Genomic DNA, 14,407 nt, shown 5'->3' with positions numbered 1-14,407 from the left:
TTCTGGGGTGAAGCTCAGAGCACGTTGAGCGGGATCTTCAGGTAGCGCACTCCGTTCTCTTCAGGCTCGGGCAACTGGCCACTGCGCATGTTGATTTGCACCGAGGGCAGGATCAGTACCGGCATCTCCAGGGTGGCGTCGCGGGCTTCGCGCATGGCGACGAAGCTGTCTTCGCTGATGCCTTCATGGATGTGGATATTGCTGGCGCGCTGTTCGGCGACCGTGGTCATGTAACGTAGTTCGCGGCCACCCGGCAGGTAGTCGTGGCACATGAACAGGCGCGTCTCGGCGGGCAGGGCAAGGATGCGCTGGATCGAGCGGTACAGGGTACGTGCGCTGGCACCGGGAAAGTCGCAACGGGCGGTGCCGTAATCGGGCATGAACAAGGTATCACCAACAAAGGCGATGCTCTGCCCGCCGACCTCCACCACATAAGTCATGCACGCCGGAGTATGCCCGGGCGTGTGCAAGGCACGCGCCTGAAGGTTACCGATGCCAAAGGGCTGCTCATCGTCGAACAGCACATCGAACTGACTGCCATCGCGAGCGAAGCGGCCATCGGCGTTGAACAACGCACCGAAGACCTTTTGCACCTGGGTGATCTGGCTACCGATGGCAATCTGGCCGCCCAGGATCTGCTTGAGGTAGGTCGCCGCAGACAGGTGATCAGCATGCACGTGGGTTTCCAGAATCCACTGAACCTTGCCGCCCAGTTCAGTCACCCGGCCAATCAGCTTGTCGGCCGAAGCACTGCTGGTGCGCCCTGATTTCGGATCGTAATCGAGCACACTGTCGATCAAGGCACAGTCGCCGCTGCTACGGTCCATCACCAGATAGCTGATGGTCGAAGTCACACTGTCGAACAGTGCCTCCACATACAAATTGCCGCCGATGATCATTTACCACGCTCCGAATTCTTCGCAAGTGCCAACCACGCTTCAAGGCTGGCTGGCAGTGGAGAAGCTGTCATCAAGATATGTGCCACCGTATGGGTAGGCTGTTTCCCAATGGTTACGGCGATTTTCCGGGCGGCCTAAAACTCTGCGCTGCCAGACTGTCAGCATAGTTGGCAGTGACATGGCAGCACCTGACAGTTTTTGGCAGTCCTCGGCACCTTCAGTTAAGCTCTGCCCGAGCTTGCCCAGGTGTCGTCATGTCCTTCTCTCCCGCTGTTGCTGCCGATCCTGCCGTGCAGGCATTGGTGTCCTACCTCGAACACGATGCCCAGCCGACCATCGTGCTGGACACCGACTACAACATCCTCGCCGCCAACGGCGCCTACCGACGCCAGTTCGGCATTGACGGTCAGCCACCCATTGGCGCCAAGTGCCATCGGGTCTCCCATCACTACGCTGTCCCTTGCGACCAGGCCGGTGAACACTGCCCGATGCGCAAGGCCTGGGACAGCCGGGTGCCTGAGCGTGTGTTGCATGTGCACCACACCCCTCGCGGGCCGGAACATGTGGATGTCGAGTTGCGTCCGATCCTCGACGAACAGGGTGAGGTGGTGGCTTTTGTCGAGCGGCTGACCAGCATCACCGTCGCCTCGGCTCAGCCCCAACAACACGGCTTGGTCGGGCGCTCGCCGGCGTTCCAGAACGCACTGGCCAGCCTGCAGCGTGCGGCACCTGCGCAAATCCCGGTATTGCTCCAGGGCGAATCCGGCACCGGCAAGGAGCTGTTTGCCCGCGCCCTGCACCTGGGCAGTCCGAGAGCCAGCGGCCCGCTAGTGGTGGTTGATTGCACCGGCCTGACCGAGTCGTTGTTCGAGAGCGAGCTGTTCGGCTACGAGAAGGGCGCCTTTACCGGCGCCTACCAACGCAAGATCGGCCTGGCGGAAGCCGCCCATGGCGGCACCTTGTTCCTTGATGAAATCGGCGAAGTGCCGTTGGCGATGCAGGTCAAACTGCTGCGCCTGATCGAGTCCGGCAGCTTTCGTCCGGTTGGCAGCCTGCGCACGGTTCACTCAGATTTCCGGCTGGTCTCGGCTACCCACAAACCCCTCAAGGAAATGGCAGCGGCGGGCACCTTCCGTGAAGACCTGTACTACCGTATCAGCGGCTTTCCGATTCGCTTGCCGGCATTACGCGAGCGGGTCGATGATCTGCCGTTGTTGATCGAGAGTTTGTTGCAACGGATGGCGGGTGCGTCGGCCCCGCAGCTCGACCCACAGGCGATGAAACGGCTGAGCTTGTACGCCTATCCCGGCAACATTCGCGAGCTGCGTAATTTCCTCGAGCGGGCACGGCTGTTCGCCGACGACGGACTGATTCGTGCCGAACATCTGCCTGCGGAGCTCGGTTCGGGACTTGAGCCGATGCCAAGCATGAGCCGTCGATCCAAAGACAACCTCGGGCAGTTGGCCCAGGCCCTGGACAGCTTCAATGGATCGCGCAGTGAGCTGGCGCGTCATCTGGGGATGAGTGAACGCACCTTGTACCGACGCCTGCGCGCATTGGGCCTTTGAGCCCGGCGCAGAAACAACAAACCCCGGCTTTTTCTTCTACGCTGAAACTGCTCACCCGCTGCGGAGAGCGTTCCATGCATCGATTGCCGAGTCGGTAACGAGGTGCCAGGGCGCCTGACGTTCCGCTCTGTCTTTTCTGCCACAGGAGCATCGTCATGTCTGCCTGCCTTCACAGGGCGATTCTGCTCACCATCGCCATGCTCGCGCTTTTTGGCTGTTCCGAAGAGGATGCGCAACCTAAGGCAAGCGCCACGGCGCCGGCAACGGCTGTACCGGCTGTATCGGCCGCTCCGACGGCGCCAAGCGAGGCGGTATTCAGCACCGAACAGCTTGATCAAATGCTTGCACCGTTGGCGTTGTATCCGGACGCTTTACTGGCTCAGGTGCTGATGGCCACCACCTATCCAGGCAATGTCGCCGACGCGGTTGTCTGGTCCAAGGCGCATCCGAACGTCAGCGGTGATGCCGCCGTCAAGCAGGTCGCCGACCAACCTTGGGACCCCAGCGTGCAATCGTTGGTGGCGTTTCCGCAGGTGCTGGCCACACTTGCCCAGGACCCGGTCTGGGTGCAACGCGTCGGTGATGCCTTTCTCGCCCAGCCCGACGCGGTGATGAACTCGGTGCAGCGCCTGCGCGCCAAGGCCAAGGCTGCTGGCCACCTGGAGTCCAACGATCAGCAGACCGTTATCGTGCAACCGGCAAGCGCCCCTGCTGGCGGCACGACCACGGTGGTGCAAGGTGCCGCGCCGGCACAGACTATCGTTATCCAGCCGACCAACCCGCAGGTTGTATACGTCCCAAGCTACAACCCCTCTGTGGTGTACGGCAGTTGGTCCTCACCATCCTATCCACCAGCGTATTATCCGCCACCACCGGGGTATGCCATCGGCACGGCGTTAGCGACCGGCCTGGCTTTCGGTGCTGGCGTAGCGATCGTCAATTCGTTGTGGGGGGATTGCGATTGGGACGATCATGACGTCGATATCAACGTCAATCGCTACAACAATATCAACAACGTCAACCGCAGGCTCGATGCCAACCAGAACAACTGGCGCCATAATCCTGCGTATCGCGACGGCGTCCCGTACCGCGACCAAGCCAGTCGAGCCCAGTTCGACCGACGCTTACCCGGCAGTGCAGAGCGCACAGCCTACCGCGGTGACACGCCGGCCCGGGTCGAAGATCGCGCGCGGGCACGTGAAACCCTGGCACAGCGCGGCATCGAAGCACCGGCAACCAGTAACCTTGAAGCCCGCCAACGGGTGCAGAGTGCCGACCGCGAGCGCGCCCAACAGAGCCTGGAAAAGCAGGGCATCAAGCCGTCCGGCAATGCACGCGAGCGCGCCCAGGTTGCCGATCGCCAACTGAAGAGTGACGGTCAGGCCCGTCAGCGTGCGCAGGCGCCCCAGGAGAACCGCCAGCCTCAGCAGACGGGGCGCAACCAACAAGCACGTCAGCAAGTCCGCCAGCAACATGTTAGCGCCCAGGCGCCCCGCAACAATGCGTTGGCCGGTGTGCGCAACCCTTCGCAGTCACGCATCGCGAGCAATCGTGGCCAGGTCAGCCAACGGAGCGCCAGCCGACCGTCCGCAGCGTCTGCGGGCCACCAGGTACAACGACCCGCGCGGATGCAACCCAGCGGTGGCGGCCGTCGCCGTTGAGAGGAGAGTCAGTCATGAATGCTGCTAGTCGAATTGCGCTGGTTCTGCTGCTGTTCTGGACGTCCAGCAGTTTCGCTCAGAAACACTTCCCAAACCCGCAGGCCGCCGGCGAAGCACTGGTGCAGGCGCTTGGTAGCGAGAAGGCCGATAGCCAACAGTTGGCGAACTTGCTTGGCAACGACTGGAAGAGCTATATCCCGACCAAGAACATCGATCGTAAAGATGTTGATGCCTTTCTCGCCCTCTACAAGGAAAAACATCAGGTTCAGTCCGACAGCCCGAAGCGCGTACATCTGGTTGTCGGCGACACGCCCTGGATATTCCCAATTCCCATCAGACACAGTACTGGCGGCTGGGCATTCGACACCAAAGCCGGCGCCGAGGAAATCCGTCAGCGCCGCATCGGACGCAACGAATTGGCGACAATGCAAGCGGCGCGTGCCTATCACGACGCGCAGATGGATTACGCCGAGATTGATCGCAATGGTGATGGGGTCCTCGAATACGCACAGAAGCTCATCAGTAGCGACGGGCAGTTCGACGGCCTGTACTGGCCGGAAGAGGAAGGCGTCGAAGAAAGTCCGCTCGGACCGCTTTTCGGTGATACCGCGACTGGTGATGACTGGCACGGCTATCACTATCGTATCCTCACTGCCCAAGGCCCTTCGGCGCCGGGCGGCGCCTATGACTACAAGATCGGCGATCGCATGACGCGCGGTTTTTCCGTTATTGCCTGGCCGGCGGACTACGGGGACACTGGGGTGATGAGCTTCATGATCAGCCACGACGGCGAACTGTTCGAGAAAGACCTCGGCCGTGACAGCGCCAAGCAAGCTGCTGCGATTACGCGTTTCGACCCCGACAGCAGTTGGAGCGAAGTAAAGGAAGAGGAAGAAGTGCGCTGAACCAGCAGCTCAACACATGGAAATCGACACAAAAAAAAGCCCGCGTGAGCGGGCTTGATGATGCTGCTTTTCTTTGAACCTACACCTGATCAGAAGTCCAGGTTAGACACTGCCAGCGCGTTGCTCTCGATGAACTCACGACGTGGCTCAACGGCGTCGCCCATCAGGGTGTTGAAGATCTGATCGGCAGCGATCGCGTCTTCGATGGTCACCTTGAGCATGCGGCGCACCGTTGGGTCCATGGTGGTTTCCCACAGCTGATCCGGGTTCATCTCACCCAGACCTTTGTATCGCTGGATGGTGTGGCGCTTGGTGCTTTCGGTCATCAGCCAGTCCAGTGCTTCCTTGAACTCGGTGATGGCTTTTTTGCGCTCGCCGCGTTGCACGTAGGCGCCTTCACCCAGCAGGGTGCTCAGCTGTGCACCGAGGGCGGTGACGGTGCGGTAGTCGTTGCTGCCGAAGAAGTCACGGTTGAAGGTGACATAGCTGGCCAGGCCGTGGGAGGTGATTTCCACTTCCGGCAACCAGACGTTGCGCTCTTTGTCTTCGCGCAGGCTGGCCTTGTACAGCAGACCGGACTTCTCGCTGGTACGCAGGCGCTCTTCGAACTTGCCCAGCCATTCCTGCATGGCAGCGTGGTCGCCCAACTGCTCCAGCGATACCGCCGGCAGGTAGACGAAGTGCTCGGTCAGCTCCTGCGGGTACAGGCGCGACAGACGCTTGAGGGTCTTCATCACGGTACGGAATTCGTTGACCAGACGCTCCAGCTCGACGCCGGAAACAGGTGGTGCGGATTCGTCCAGGTGCAGGCTGGCATCTTCCAGAGCCGACTGAGTCATGTACTCTTCCATGGCGTCGTCGTCTTTGATGTACTGCTCTTGCTTGCCTTTCTTGACCTTGTACAGCGGCGGCTGAGCGATGTAGATGTAACCACGCTCGACCAGCTCCGGCAGTTGACGGAAGAAGAAGGTCAGCAACAGGGTGCGGATGTGCGAACCGTCGACGTCAGCATCGGTCATGATGATGATGTTGTGATAGCGCAGCTTGTCGATGTTGTACTCTTCGCGGCCGATACCACAGCCCAGCGCAGTGATCAGCGTGCCCACTTCCTGGGACGAGATCATCTTGTCGAAGCGTGCTTTCTCGACGTTGAGGATCTTGCCCTTGAGCGGCAGGATCGCCTGGGTCTTGCGGTTACGGCCTTGCTTGGCCGAGCCACCCGCGGAGTCACCCTCCACCAGGTACAGTTCGGAAAGAGCAGGGTCCTTCTCCTGGCAGTCCGCCAGCTTGCCAGGCAGGCCGGCGATATCCAGCGCACCTTTGCGGCGAGTCATTTCCCGCGCTTTACGTGCAGCTTCACGGGCACGAGCGGCGTCGATCATCTTGCCGACAACCGCCTTGGCTTCGTTCGGGTTCTCCAGCAGGAAGTCGGAGAAGTATTTGCCCATCTCCTGTTCCACGGCAGTTTTCACTTCCGAGGACACCAGCTTGTCTTTGGTCTGCGAGCTGAACTTCGGATCCGGCACCTTCACCGAGATGATCGCGGTCAGACCTTCACGGGCGTCGTCGCCAGTGGTCGAAACCTTGTTCTTCTTGGCCAGGCCTTCTTGCTCGATGTAGTTGTTCAGGTTACGGGTCAACGCCGAGCGGAAACCGACCAGGTGGGTACCACCGTCGCGCTGCGGAATGTTGTTGGTGAAGCACAACAGGTTCTCGTTGAAGCTGTCGTTCCACTGCAGGGCAATTTCCACGCCCACGCCGTCTTCACGCTGAACATTGAAATGGAACACCTGGTTGACCGGCGTCTTGTTGGTGTTCAGGTACTCAACGAAGGCACGCAGACCGCCTTCGTACTTGAAGTACTCTTCCTTGCCCGAACGCTCGTCTTTCAGCAGGATGCCAACGCCGGAGTTGAGGAAGGACAGTTCACGAATCCGCTTGGCCAGGATGTCCCAGCTGAAGTGGATGTTCTTGAAGGTTTCAGCCGACGGCTTGAAGTGGATGTGGGTACCGGTGGTTTCACTTTCGCCAACGATCTTCATCGGCGCTTGTGGAACACCGTGGACGTAGGTCTGTTCCCAGATCTTGCCACTGCGGCGAACGGTGAGGATCAACTGCTCGGAAAGGGCGTTAACCACCGACACACCTACACCGTGCAGACCGCCGGATACCTTGTAGGAGTTGTCATCGAATTTACCTCCGGCGTGGAGGACGGTCATGATGACCTCAGCGGCGGAAACGCCTTCCTCTTTATGCACGTCAACCGGAATGCCGCGACCGTTGTCGCGAACACTGATGGATTCGTCCGGGTGAATAATTACGGTGATGTCATCGCAGTGGCCGGCGAGTGCCTCGTCGATCGAGTTATCGACCACCTCGAACACCATGTGGTGCAGGCCGCTACCATCATCGGTGTCGCCAATGTACATACCGGGACGCTTGCGCACGGCATCTAGCCCTTTCAGCACCTTGATGCTGGAGGAGTCGTACGTTTGATTTTCGCTCATGCCTTCACTCCCGATGGTCGTGGGTCTGGGTGATACGGCCCTGTTCCACGTGGAACAAAGCAACTGGCGTTTCCGTCTGCCAGCCTTCCCTCAATAATTCTTGATCTACACAGGTGATAAACACCTGGCAGCGTAAGTCTTCCAACAAGCGACAAAGTGCGCGGCGGTGCTGGTCGTCGAGCTCCGACGGCAAGTCATCCACCAGATAAATACATTGGCCGCGACGCGCCTGGCTAACCAAATGGCCTTGGGCGATACGCAATGCACAGACCACCAGCTTCTGCTGGCCGCGAGACAAAATGTCAGCCGCGTTATGGGCGCCGAGTCTCAGGCGCAGGTCCGCGCGTTGTGGGCCGGCCTGGGTATGGCCCATGTGCTGATCACGTTGCAGGGAGGAGGCGAGCACTTCACTGAGTTCGCGATCCTTGTCCCAGCCACGGTAATAGCTCAGGGTCAGCCCTTCGAGCTCGACCAAATCGCTCAGGGTTTGCTCAAAGACGGGCTTCAAGGCCTTGATGTAATTGCGACGGTATTCATCTATTTCCGCGCTGGCCAGGCACAGCTCCCGGTCCCAGGCCGCTTGCGAAACAGCGTCAAGTGTACCATGCCGCAACCATGAGTTCCGCTGCCGCAAAGCCTTCTGCAGGCGTTGCCATGTGGCCATGAAGCGGGGTTCCACGTGGAACACCCCCCAATCGAGGAACTGCCGGCGTATTTTCGGCGCACCTTCAAGCAGGCGAAAACTGTCCGGGTTGATCAGCTGCAGGGGCAGAATCTCTGCCAATTGCGCAGCGCTACGGGCGTTCTGCCCGTCAATGCGGATAGTGAATTCGCCTTGCCGATCCCGCGAAATCCCCAGGTTGCTCGACCCGCCTTCGCTTAACTCGACCTGGCCGAACACGGTACAAGCCAGCTGCTCGTACTGAATGACCGGGGTAAGCCGAGTGCTGCGGAAGGAACGGGCGAGGCCCAACAGATGAACGGCTTCCAGCACGCTGGTTTTACCGCTGCCGTTGGCGCCGTACAGAATGTTTATGCGGGGGGAGGGGGAGAAGGTCACCGGGTGCAGGTTACGCACCGCGGTGACAGAAACGCGACTGAGGGACATCTAGAGTCTGCTGGACAAATTACAGACGCATCGGCATGACAACGTAAGCGGAGTCGTCGTTGTCAGCTTCCTGCAGCAGGGCACTGCTGTTGGAGTCCGACAGGATCAGACGAACCTGCTCAGTGGTCATGACACCCAGTACGTCCAGCAAGTAGCTGACGTTAAAGCCGATTTCCAGCGAGCTACCGTTGTACTCGACGCTGATTTCTTCTTCCGCTTCTTCCTGCTCAGGGTTGTTGGCCTGGATCTTCAGCTGGGCATTGGCCAGTTGTAGACGGATGCCGCGGTACTTCTCGTTGGACAGGATCGCGGTGCGGCTGAAGGCTTCGCGCAGCGCCTGACGATCGCCGACCACCAGCTTGTCACCCCCCTTGGGCAGTACACGCTCGTAGTCCGGGAACTTGCCATCGACCAGCTTGGAGGTGAAGGTGAATTCACCGGTGGTGGCACGAATGTGGTGCTGACCCAGGACGATGCTGACCATGCCGTCCGGCTCGGTGAGCAGACGCGCCAGCTCAAGGATGCCTTTGCGCGGTACGATGACCTGGTGGCGATCAGCCTGGCCGATATCGGCACGCATCGAGCACATGGCCAGACGGTGGCCATCGGTGGCGACGGCGCGCAGGGTGTCAGTGGACACTTCCAGCAGCATGCCGTTGAGGTAGTAGCGCACGTCTTGCTGGGCCATGGCGAAGCTGGTGCGCTCGATCAGGCGACGCAGACGGCTTTGCTCCAGGTTGCAGGTCAGCGAGCCCGGGCCTTCTTCCACTGTCGGGAAGTCGTTGGCCGGCAGGGTCGACAGGGTGAAGCGGCTGCGGCCTGCCTTTACCACCAACTTTTGCTCATCGAGCTTGATGTCGATCAGCGCATCGTTCGGCAGGCTTTTGCAGATATCCATCAGCTTGCGTGCAGGAACAGTGATCTCGCCAGGCTCGGCCGGCTCTTCCAGTTGCACGCGGCCAACCAGTTCCACTTCCAGGTCAGTACCGGTCAGCGACAATTGCTGACCCTGTACCACCAGCAGTACGTTGGACAGTACCGGCAAGGTCTGGCGGCGCTCGACGACGCCTGCGACCAGTTGCAGGGGTTTCAACAGGGCTTCGCGTTGAATGGTGAAATGCATGGTCTAGTCCCTTGCCTTTAATAAGCTGCGCTGACGTTCATCAAGTCGTCAGAGTCCGCAGCAGGTTCTTGTAGTCCTCGCGGATATCCGCGTCGGATTCCTTGAGTTCGTTGATCTTGCGGCACGCATGCAACACGGTGGTGTGATCGCGGCCGCCGAATACGTCGCCGATTTCCGGCAGGCTGTGGTTGGTCAGCTCTTTGGACAAGGCCATGGCGACCTGCCGCGGACGGGCTACCGAACGGGAACGACGTTTGGACAACAGATCGGAGATCTTGATCTTGTAGTACTCGGCAACGGTGCGCTGGATGTTATCCACACTCACCAGTTTGTCCTGCAGTGCCAGAAGATCCTTGAGCGACTCGCGAATCAGCTCGATGGTGATGTCGCGGCCCATGAAGTGCGAGTGAGCGATCACCCGTTTCAGGGCGCCTTCGAGTTCGCGCACGTTGGAGCGAATCCGTTGGGCAATGAAGAAAGCAGCATCATGCGGCAGGTCGACCTTGGCCTGATCGGCCTTCTTCATCAGGATCGCCACCCGGGTTTCGAGCTCCGGTGGCTCTACCGCAACGGTCAGGCCCCAGCCGAAACGCGACTTCAGGCGCTCCTCCAACCCTTCGATTTCCTTCGGATAACGGTCGCTGGTCAGAATGACCTGCTGACCGCCTTCGAGCAGGGCGTTGAAGGTGTGGAAAAACTCTTCCTGGGAACGCTCTTTGCGGGCGAAGAACTGAATGTCATCGATCAGCAGCGCATCGACCGAACGGTAGAAGCGCTTGAACTCATTGATTGCATTAAGTTGCAGCGCCTTGACCATGTCGGCGACAAAACGCTCGGAGTGCAGGTACACCACCTTGGCATTCGGATTCTTCTTGAGCAGGTGGTTACCCACAGCGTGCATCAAGTGAGTTTTACCCAGGCCCACGCCGCCGTACAGGAACAACGGGTTGTAGCCATGCTTGGGGTTGTCGGCAACCTGCCAGGCCGCAGCGCGGGCCAGCTGGTTGGACTTACCTTCGACGAAGTTCTCGAAGGTAAAGGTGCGGTTCAGGTAGCTGGTGTGCTTGAGCGCACCCTCAACCTGCACAGTGCGTTGTTCGGTGCGACCGCTTGGCGCCGGGGCGGCATTGGCCTCGCCCATGGAATCGAAGCTGTCTCGCGAAGGCGCGTCCTCGACTTCAACCGTCGCGGCAGGGGCAGCAACAGGAGCGGCGACTGGTTCGTTGACCACCGCCGTTTGCGCCGCCTGGGCCTGGGATGCAGCCACGGCAGCGGCGAGCGGTGCATTGGGCGCGGCGCGCGGTGCCGAACTGCGTCTGCTGCCTATTAATAAGGAAAGCGCAGGTGCAATACCGTTGCCGTGTTCACCCAGCAGCTCGAGCAGACGGCTCAGGTACTTTTCATTGACCCAGTCGAGAACGAAACGGTTGGGCGCATAGACGCGCAACTCGTCGCCTTCGGCTTCGACCTGTAGCGGACGGATCCAGGTGTTGAATTGCTGGGCAGGCAGTTCATCGCGCAGAAGCTCCACGCACTGCTGCCAAAGTTCCACTGACACGGATATCCCCTGAGTTGAAAGCCGGTGAGGCAAAAACAAGCGCCCATTGTACCCAGCGCCAGCGCAGTTATCCACATGCAGGTGCGTCGAGGATGGCGATAAATCAGCACTTTAGTGACCAAAATGCCGTTTCGGACATGTGAATAAGCCCTGTGGATAACAGCGCCTGAGGTCTTTGCACAACTGGGGGTCGAAATCGGTGGATAACCTGCCTGTGGATAACTACCCATTTGATCCACAGCTTTTCCGAGGCTACAACACAGTCAGAACACCTCTTCTCGACAAGGTTTCTTTCCTCTGTACATAAGGTATTTAAAGGCCTGTAGCTTGTTATCCACAGAAATCTTCCACATAAGCTTTATAAGATTCACTAAAAAGCTTTAAATAAGTCCTCTCTTTTTTTCTATGTTTAAGTGATCCGTTGCTCGGGGTCTGTCAGGGCAAACCAGGTGAGCCACCGAATGAGGCCGATTTTCCGTCTATAAGGAAAAGCTGGTTGGAAATTGACCTACGGCCCTGCTTTCTCTAGAATCGCCGGTCTCTTAAAACGGGGGCCATTCCGGCCCGTTGTCGACGAACCAGGTAACACGCCATGAAACGTACTTTCCAACCAAGCACCATCAAGCGCGCTCGCACTCACGGTTTCCGTGCCCGTATGGCCACCAAGAACGGTCGTGCCGTTCTGTCGCGTCGCCGTGCCAAAGGCCGTAAGCGCCTGGCAGTTTGATTTTTCGGCACTGGTGGTGAGTCAGGACTTCAGTCGGGAAAAGCGTCTGCTTATTCCCCGACACTTCAAAGCGGTCTTCGACTCCCCAACCGGCAAGGTTCCAGGGAAATGCCTGCTGATCCTTGCTCGCGAGAACGGTCTTGATCATCCCCGCCTGGGGCTAGTGATCGGGAAAAAGAGCGTCAAGCTCTCCGTTCAACGCAATCGCCTGAAACGCCTGATGCGCGATTCGTTTCGCCTGAACCAGCATTCACTTGCCGGTTGGGATATCGTGATCGTCGCGCGCAAAGGGTTGGGCGAGATTGAAAACCCAGAATTGCACCAACATTTTGGCAAGCTCTGGAAGCGCCTTGCACGCAGTCGGCCCGCTCCAGTGGTTAACACCGACTCTGTGGGGGTAGACAGTCAAGATGCGTAAACTGGCGCTCGTTCCGATCCAGTTTTACCGTTATGCCATTAGTCCTCTGATGGCCAGTCACTGTCGTTTCTACCCCAGTTGCTCCTGCTACGCGATCGAAGCCATCGAAACACATGGCCTATTGCGCGGTGGGTGGCTTACCGTTCGTCGCCTGGGGCGTTGTCATCCGTGGAATGCCGGTGGTTTTGACCCGGTTCCACCTGCCTCCTCTTCCCGTACTTCTTCGATAGCCGAGTAATCATGGATATTAAACGCACGATCCTGATCGTCGCCCTGGCAATCGTGTCCTACGTCATGGTCCTTAACTGGAACCAGGACTATGGCCAGGCTGCCCTGCCGACTCAGAATACTGCTGCCAGCAACGTTGCCCCGGCCCTGCCGGACACCGCGCAGGCCGGTAACACTGGCGCCAGCGCCGATGTACCGAGCGCCAACGCTGAATCCAGCCCCGCAGAACTTGCCCCGGTAGTGGTTAGCAAGGATCTGATTCGGGTCAAGACTGATGTCCTCGATCTGGCTATCGATCCAAACGGTGGTGACGTCGCCCAGCTGATGCTGCCGAAGTACCCACGCCGTCAGGACCATCCGGACATTCCGTTCCAGTTGTTCGACAACGGTGGTGAGCGTACTTACCTGGCACAGAGCGGTCTGACTGGCGTCAACGGTCCGGATGCCCGTTCGTCTGGTCGTCCGCTGTATGCCGCTGATCAGAAAAGTTATCAACTGGCCGATGGTCAGGACCAACTGGTCGTCGACCTGAAGTTCAGCGATGCCGGCGTCAACTACATCAAGCGCTTCAGCTTCAAGCGCGGTGAGTACGACCTGACCGTCACTTACCTGATCGACAACCAGAGCGCACAGCCCTGGACCGGTAACCTGTTCGCGCAGCTCAAGCGCGATGCCAGCTCGGATCCTTCCTCGAGCACCGCAACCGGTACCGCGACCTACCTCGGTGCAGCCCTGTGGACAAGTTCGGAACCCTACAAAAAGGTGTCGATGAAAGACATCGACAAGGGAAATCTGAAAGAAAATGTTTCCGGCGGCTGGGTAGCCTGGCTGCAGCACTACTTTGTAACTGCCTGGATTCCAAACAAGTCTGAAAACAACATCGTTCAGACCCGTAAGGACAGCCAAGGCAACTACATCATCGGTTTCACCGGTCCGGCGCTGAACGTTGCCGCTGGCGGTAAAGGCGAAACCAGCACCACGCTGTACGCAGGTCCGAAGATCCAGGAGAAGCTCAAAGAGTTGTCCCCAGGTCTGGAACTGACCGTCGACTACGGCATCCTGTGGTTCATTGCCCAGCCAATCTTCTGGCTGCTGCAACATATCCACAGCCTGCTCGGCAACTGGGGCTGGTCGATCATCGTCCTGACCATGCTGATCAAGGCGCTGTTCTTCCCGCTGTCGGCTGCCAGCTACCGTTCCATGGCGCGCATGCGTGCCGTTGCACCGAAACTGGCTGCACTGAAAGAACAACATGGCGACGACCGGCAGAAAATGTCGCAAGCCATGATGGAGCTGTACAAGAAAGAGAAGATCAACCCACTGGGCGGCTGCCTGCCGATCCTGGTGCAGATGCCGGTCTTCCTCTCGCTGTACTGGGTTCTGCTGGAAAGCGTCGAGATGCGTCAGGCGCCATGGATGTTCTGGATCACTGACTTGTCGATCAAGGATCCGTTCTTCATCCTGCCGATCATCATGGGCGCGACCATGTTCATCCAGCAGCAGCTGAACCCGACTCCGCCGGATCCGATGCAGGCCAAGGTGATGAAGCTGATGCCAATCATCTTCACCTTCTTCTTCCTGTGGTTCCCGGCAGGTCTGGTGCTGTACTGGGTTGTGAACAACTGCCTGTCGATCGCACAGCAGTGGTACATCACTCGCAGCATCGAAAAGGCTACCAAGAAAGCCGCTGCTTGACGGGTTAGCC

General features: G+C 59.0%; 12 protein-coding genes. 7 read left to right on the top strand and 5 right to left on the bottom strand.

Features of this window, described 5'->3' with window-relative positions:
* Positions 1-14 precede the first annotated feature (14 nt).
* A complete protein-coding gene (locus tag BV82_RS00790; protein WP_036995286.1) occupies positions 15-899 on the bottom strand; it encodes an MBL fold metallo-hydrolase in 885 nt (294 codons plus the stop codon).
* 254 nt (positions 900-1,153) lie between these two features.
* Here BV82_RS00790 and BV82_RS00785 point away from each other — a divergent pair, with 254 nt between their 5' ends.
* The 3 genes from BV82_RS00785 (at position 1,154) to BV82_RS00775 (ending at position 5,033) form a co-directional block, all read left to right on the top strand.
* On the top strand, positions 1,154-2,467 hold the full coding sequence (locus BV82_RS00785; RefSeq protein WP_036995285.1) for a sigma-54 interaction domain-containing protein: 1,314 nt from the start codon (positions 1,154-1,156) through the stop codon (positions 2,465-2,467).
* 155 nt (positions 2,468-2,622) lie between these two features.
* Positions 2,623-4,128: a DUF3300 domain-containing protein gene (locus BV82_RS00780; RefSeq protein WP_036995284.1), complete on the top strand. Its 1,506-nt coding sequence runs from the start codon at positions 2,623-2,625 to the stop codon at positions 4,126-4,128.
* Positions 4,129-4,142: 14 nt separating this feature from the next.
* Positions 4,143-5,033 (top strand): DUF2950 domain-containing protein, encoded by an 891-nt coding sequence (locus BV82_RS00775; RefSeq protein ID WP_036995283.1) that lies wholly within the window; start codon positions 4,143-4,145, stop codon positions 5,031-5,033.
* Positions 5,034-5,122: 89 nt separating this feature from the next.
* Here the strand turns inward: BV82_RS00775 and gyrB are convergent, their stop codons facing one another.
* Genes gyrB through dnaA form a run of 4 tightly spaced genes read right to left on the bottom strand, consistent with a single transcriptional unit; the run spans position 5,123 to position 11,329 of the window.
* Positions 5,123-7,540 (bottom strand): DNA topoisomerase (ATP-hydrolyzing) subunit B, encoded by a 2,418-nt coding sequence (gene gyrB / locus BV82_RS00770; RefSeq protein ID WP_010222706.1) that lies wholly within the window; start codon positions 7,538-7,540, stop codon positions 5,123-5,125.
* A 4-nt stretch (positions 7,541-7,544) separates the two neighbouring features.
* Positions 7,545-8,648 (bottom strand): DNA replication/repair protein RecF, encoded by a 1,104-nt coding sequence (recF, locus tag BV82_RS00765; RefSeq protein ID WP_010222707.1) that lies wholly within the window; start codon positions 8,646-8,648, stop codon positions 7,545-7,547.
* Between the two features lie 19 nt (positions 8,649-8,667).
* A complete protein-coding gene (gene dnaN, locus BV82_RS00760; RefSeq protein ID WP_010222708.1) occupies positions 8,668-9,771 on the bottom strand; it encodes a DNA polymerase III subunit beta in 1,104 nt (367 codons plus the stop codon).
* 40 nt (positions 9,772-9,811) lie between these two features.
* Entirely contained in the window at positions 9,812-11,329 is a 1,518-nt protein-coding gene (gene dnaA, locus BV82_RS00755) for a chromosomal replication initiator protein DnaA (protein WP_010222709.1), read from the bottom strand.
* Positions 11,330-11,921: 592 nt separating this feature from the next.
* On the opposite strand from dnaA, the gene rpmH reads away from it, so the two are divergent.
* From rpmH to yidC, 4 genes are read left to right on the top strand one after another with little or no spacing between them, the layout of a single operon-like run.
* Positions 11,922-12,056, top strand: a complete 135-nt coding sequence (rpmH, locus tag BV82_RS00750; RefSeq protein WP_002551315.1) for a 50S ribosomal protein L34 — start codon at positions 11,922-11,924, stop codon at positions 12,054-12,056.
* A 13-nt stretch (positions 12,057-12,069) separates the two neighbouring features.
* A complete protein-coding gene (gene rnpA, locus BV82_RS00745; protein WP_010222710.1) occupies positions 12,070-12,474 on the top strand; it encodes a ribonuclease P protein component in 405 nt (134 codons plus the stop codon).
* Complete coding sequence (gene yidD, locus BV82_RS00740; RefSeq protein ID WP_010222711.1) at positions 12,467-12,712, top strand: membrane protein insertion efficiency factor YidD; 246 nt, start codon at positions 12,467-12,469, stop codon at positions 12,710-12,712. Before rnpA ends, yidD begins: the two co-directional genes overlap by 8 nt.
* A 2-nt stretch (positions 12,713-12,714) precedes the next feature.
* Entirely contained in the window at positions 12,715-14,397 is a 1,683-nt protein-coding gene (gene yidC, locus BV82_RS00735; protein WP_010222712.1) for a membrane protein insertase YidC, read from the top strand.
* The last annotated feature ends 10 nt before the right edge of the window (positions 14,398-14,407 follow it).

Source organism: Pseudomonas donghuensis, assembly GCF_000696345.2.
Classification (GTDB): Bacteria; Pseudomonadota; Gammaproteobacteria; order Pseudomonadales; family Pseudomonadaceae; genus Aquipseudomonas; species Aquipseudomonas donghuensis.
Note: the sequence above shows the minus strand (reverse complement) of the source record. Positions and strands in the feature narration are given on the sequence as shown.